Annotated in this window: 4 protein-coding genes and 1 pseudogene; 3 read left to right on the top strand and 2 right to left on the bottom strand. The window is 73.8% G+C overall.

Features of this window, described 5'->3' with window-relative positions:
- Positions 1–116 precede the first annotated feature (116 nt).
- Positions 117–725 carry a PspA-associated protein PspAB gene (gene pspAB, locus PAI11_RS22715; protein ID WP_007579173.1) on the bottom strand — a complete coding sequence of 203 codons (609 nt, stop codon included), beginning with the start codon at positions 723–725 and terminating at the stop codon, positions 117–119.
- Positions 726–734: 9 nt separating this feature from the next.
- Positions 735–1,640, bottom strand: coding sequence for a zinc metalloprotease HtpX (gene htpX, locus PAI11_RS22710; protein WP_007579171.1), 906 nt, complete (start codon positions 1,638–1,640; stop codon positions 735–737).
- Positions 1,641–1,928: 288 nt separating this feature from the next.
- On the opposite strand from htpX, the gene PAI11_RS27945 reads away from it, so the two are divergent.
- The 3 genes and pseudogenes from PAI11_RS27945 to PAI11_RS22695 all read left to right on the top strand — a co-directional run.
- The gene (locus tag PAI11_RS27945) at positions 1,929–3,134 is read left to right on the top strand and encodes a murein hydrolase activator EnvC family protein (protein ID WP_007579169.1); all 1,206 of its coding nucleotides are present in this window, start codon (positions 1,929–1,931) and stop codon (positions 3,132–3,134) included.
- An 81-nt stretch (positions 3,135–3,215) separates the two neighbouring features.
- Positions 3,216–3,986: a prolipoprotein diacylglyceryl transferase gene (locus tag PAI11_RS22700; RefSeq protein ID WP_007579167.1), complete on the top strand. Its 771-nt coding sequence runs from the start codon at positions 3,216–3,218 to the stop codon at positions 3,984–3,986.
- A gap of 116 nt (positions 3,987–4,102) precedes the next feature.
- Positions 4,103–4,441 (top strand): annotated as a pseudogene (locus PAI11_RS22695) (hypothetical protein); the annotation flags it as partial.

Genomic DNA, 4,441 nt, shown 5'->3' with positions numbered 1-4,441 from the left:
AGCACCTCGCTCCCTTGGCCGCGAGCGATCGAGGGCGTACCGCACCCCCGCGGACCACACCCGCCACCCCAGCTGAGCCCTACAGCGACCCGACCCCAGGACCAGGGCCCAGCCCCTCAGCCCAGTGGGGCCCCCCACAGCGGGTACCAGCGATCCAGCTCGGGCTCGAGCGGCATCAGCGGGTCGAGCACCGCTCGCAGCTGCAGCTCGCGCTCGCGGTCGCGCTCCTTCGCCGCCCCGGGCATCGGGACGAAGGGGTACCAGGTCCCGCGCTTGGCCAGGTAGACCAAGTGGATCGGGCGGCCGCTGGTGGCCGGCGCGGTGGCGTCGACGCCGGCCTCGCGCAGCGCGAACACCGCGCAGAGCACGCGATCGGCATAGCCACCTGCCTGCAGCGACTCCATCACCGCGTTGACGCCGACCACCTGATCGTCGACGTCGGGGTCCTTCAGCACCATCCAGCGGTACCCGAACTCGTCGTCGCGACGCTCGATCGTGGTGCCGGTCTCCTCGCCGGTGCCGCGCAGCACCGACTCGACGTCGTCGGCGATCTGGGTGAAGTCGCCGGTCGCCAGCGGCTGGAAGACGATCGCCGCCTCGCCGCTGGTGAGGATCCCGTGCGCGGTCTGCAGGTCGAGCGCGGCGGTGGTCAGCGCGAACAGCCGGTCCGGGCGGACCTGCTTGACCGTCTTGGTGCGGCCGAAGAGCGAGTCGAGGAAGCCCATGCGAACGCCTCAGACCGTGCGGCCGGCCTGCAGCTCGGTCTCGATCCGCTGCAGGGCGGCGATCCGCTTCTCGGTCGGCGGGTGGGTGGCGAACAGCGCGCCGGCGGCGCTCTTGACGCTCGGAGGGATGATGTAGAAGGCCTGCACGGCGCCGACCTCGCGCAGGTCGCGGTCGGGCGTCCGCTGGATCCCGTCGGTGATCCGGACCAGCGCCGCGGCCAGCGCGCTCGGACGGCCGGTGACGATCGCTGCGCCGCGATCGGCGGCGTACTCGCGGTAGCGCGACAGCGCCCGCAGCAGGACGAACGAGATCGCGTAGACGATCGCGGCGACCAGGATCACGGCCAGCAGGCCCGGCCCGTCATCGTCGTCGTCGTGGCCACCGCCGCCGAACCAGATCCCGTTCTGGACGATCATCGCCGCCAGCGAGGCGAAGAAGCTGGCCAGCGTCATCACCAGCACGTCGCGGTGGGCGACGTGGGCCAGCTCGTGGGCCAGGACGCCCTCGAGCTCGGCCGGTGGCAGCAGCTCCAGCAGGCCGGTCGTGACGCAGACGGTCGAGTTCTTCTGCGAGCGCCCGACCGCGAACGCGTTCGGCATCCGGTCGTCGGCGACGGCGACCTTCGGCTTCGGCAGGTCGGCCTGCAGGCAGAGGCGGTCGATCAGCGCGTGCAGCTCGGGCGCCTCGTCGGGCGTGACCTCGCGGGCGTGCATCGAGTGCAGCGCGAGCTTGTCGGCGGCCAGGGTCTGGACCAGCAGCAGCGCGCCGAGGATCACGACCACCAGCGCCGCCTGCTTGGTCGCGACGACGATCACCGCGGCGAAGACCGCGTAGAGCAGCCCGAGCCCGAAGAGCGTGCCCACCATCCGCGCCTGGAGGCCGGTGTCCTTGCCGAAAGCAGCGCCGCGAGCCATGCCGTCATCGTCGCACACCGGCCGCTCGGGCCCGACCAGCTGCCCGGGTACGCCATAGACGCCGGATCGGCCGCCGGGACGGGCGATCCCATGCAGGTCGTGCAAGGCGCGTTGCAGCGCTCCTGGCGGCGCAACGCTCGTTGCACCGCTTCCGCCGCGGCGCCGTCGCCCGTACGGTCGCTGTCGGTCGCGGTGCCGCCGCCCGGCCGTCGTACGCCCGATCGGTCCCTGCCCGCCCAGCGCGGACGACGGGGCCGCCGTCGAACCAGGCTCCACCCTTCGCCCTCCGTGCCCCGAAACCTGCCATCCCGCTCCCGCTCGCTGCCCGTCGCCGGGACGGCGCTGCTCGTCACCGCGGGCCTCGCGTTCTCCGCCGGGCCGGCGCCCGTCGACGCCGCGTCGAAGCTGGACGAGCTGAAGGGCAAGATCGGCACGACGCGCGGCAAGATCGACCGTCGCAAGGGTCGCGAGCGCGTGCTGACCGCCGACATCGACCGGCAGACCGGCCGGATCCGCCAGCTGCAGGGCCGGATCGACGTCCTCCAGGCGCGCGAGAACGGCGTCCAGGCCGACCTCGACAAGAGCCAGGCGGTCCTGACCCGGACCCAGGGCGACCTGCGGTCCGAGCGCGCTCGGCTGTCGCGGCTGCGGACCCGCCTGGCCCACGCCCGCAAGGTGCTCGCCGCCCGCCTGGTCGAGCTGTACCAGGCGGACAAGCCCGACCTGGTCAGCGTCGTCCTCAACAGCAACGGCTTCGCCGACCTCGTCGAGCGGGGCGAGTTCCTGCGCCGGATCGGCCAGCAGGACCGGCGGATCATGGCCGCGGTCAAGACCGCCAAGGACGAGGCGGTGGCGACCGAGGGCAAGCTCTCGACCCTGGAGCAGCGCCAGCGCGCCGCGACCGGGCGGATCCAGGCCCGCCGCGACGAGATCGCGCAGGTCAAGGGCGAGCTGGTCAGCGCCCGCTCCTCGATCGACAACGAGCGCGACAAGCGCGAGCAGCTGCTCGTCGGCATCCGCTCGCAGCGCAAGCAGCTCGAGGAGAACCTCGCCGCGATGGAGCGCGAGGAGTCCAAGATCCAGGGCCAGCTGAGCGGGATGCCCGCCGGCGGCTCGGTCAAGCAGGGCAGCGGCCAGCTGGTCTGGCCCGCCAACGGCCAGTTCACGTCGCCGTTCGGGATGCGCTGGGGTCGCCTGCACGCCGGCATCGACATCGCGGTCCCCGTCGGCACGGCCGTCCACGCCGCGGACTCCGGCACGGTCGCGATCTCCGGCTGGGTCGGCGGCTACGGCAACTACATCTGCATCAACCACGGCGGTGGGCTGTCCACCTGCTACGGGCACAACTCGCGGCTCGGAGTGCGCGTCGGCCAGCGGGTGAGCAAGGGCCAGGTGATCGCCGCCAGCGGCAACACCGGCAACAGCACCGGCCCGCACATCCACTTCGAGACGCGCGTGAACGGCGTTCCGCGCGACCCGATGGGCTACCTGTAGGCCCCGGGCCGCCGCGCCGTCGCGCCGCCGCGGCGCGCACCCCGTCCGTGAACGGGCGCCGAGTCGTCTAGCCTTCGCGCCGTGCAGCCCGAGATCGACCTGTTCGGCATCCCGATCAAGACCTTCGGGCTCTGCTTCGCACTGGCGTTCCTGGCCGCGGGCGCGCTGCTGACCCGGCGCTTCCGCGAGCTGCGGTGGCCGGCCGACCACGCCGCCGAGGCGCTGCTGGCGGCGCTCGTCGGCGGGCTCGTCGGCGCGCGCCTCTACTGGGTGATCGACAGCTACGACTCCAAGAAGGACGGCGGCCTGCTCGACTCGCTGTTTGGCGGGGCCGGCCTGACGTGGTACGGCGGCGCGCTCGGCGGCGCGCTGGCGGTGCTGGCCTGGGCGAAGTGGCGCAAGCACCTGAACCTGACCCTGCTCGGGGCCTCGGCCCCGGCGCTCGCCCTCGGCTACGCGATCGGGCGTGTCGGCTGCCAGGTCTCCGGCGACGGCGACTACGGCAAGGCGTCGGACCTGCCGTGGGCGATGGCCTATCCGGACGGCGTCGTGCCGACCAACCAGGAGGTCCAGCCGACGCCGATCTACGAGACGCTCGCGATGGGCCTGGCCGCGCTGGTGCTCTGGCAGCTGCGCGACCGGCTGCGGCCGGCGGCGCTCTTCGGGCTCTACCTGGTGTTCGCCGGCGTCGAGCGGTTCGTCGTCGAGTTCTGGCGGCACAACCCCGAGACCGCCGCCGGGCTCACGACCGCCCAGCTGACCAGCGTCGCGATGCTCGTCGCCGGCGCCGCCGTGCTGCTGGCGACCCGCGCCCGCGGTGGGCCGTCGGCGCCGGTGCAGCGCCCCGCCTGAGCCGCCGCCGAGGGCGGTCCCGCGCGCGAGGCCACGCTTGGCCGCGGGCGTCCACCATTCTGGACGTTCGTTGGATCTCGCTCATGTTCCGCCGCTGAACCGCCGATCCTGCACCCGTGGAGCTCGACCGCGTCCTCCGATCTGCGGTGCCCGGCGCCGGCCTGGGCGCGGTGCCCGTGCTCGCGTCGCTGGTGATCGCGGCCGGCGCGGCGGGGATCCTCGAGGGCGCCGGCGTCGTGACGCTTCCGACGGGCGCCCCCGAGCGCACGCTCGTGGTGGAGAACCAGGACGGCGGCGGCTCGAGCACGCTCGTGGCGCGCGGCGACCGCAACCTGACCCGCTCCGGCAGCGACGCGCCCGCCGCCCCCGGGGCCCGCGCCGACGTCGCCGTGGCCGACCCTCCGCCGGCGTCCTCGCGGACCAGCTCCGGCGAGCAGGGGCCGGCGGCCGCCGCC

The sequence above is a fragment of the Patulibacter medicamentivorans genome, from assembly GCF_000240225.1.
GTDB classification, from domain to species: Bacteria; Actinomycetota; Thermoleophilia; order Solirubrobacterales; family Solirubrobacteraceae; genus Patulibacter; species Patulibacter medicamentivorans.
This window is presented reverse-complemented; position numbering and strand designations above follow the sequence as displayed.

Excerpts from the sequence above, each read along its gene's own strand:
- pspAB (WP_007579173.1), bottom strand. The coding sequence starts at position 725 with ATGGGCTTCCTCGACTCGCTCTTCGGCCGCACCAAGACGGTCAAGCAG.
- htpX (WP_007579171.1), bottom strand. The coding sequence starts at position 1,640 with ATGGCTCGCGGCGCTGCTTTCGGCAAGGACACCGGCCTCCAGGCGCGG.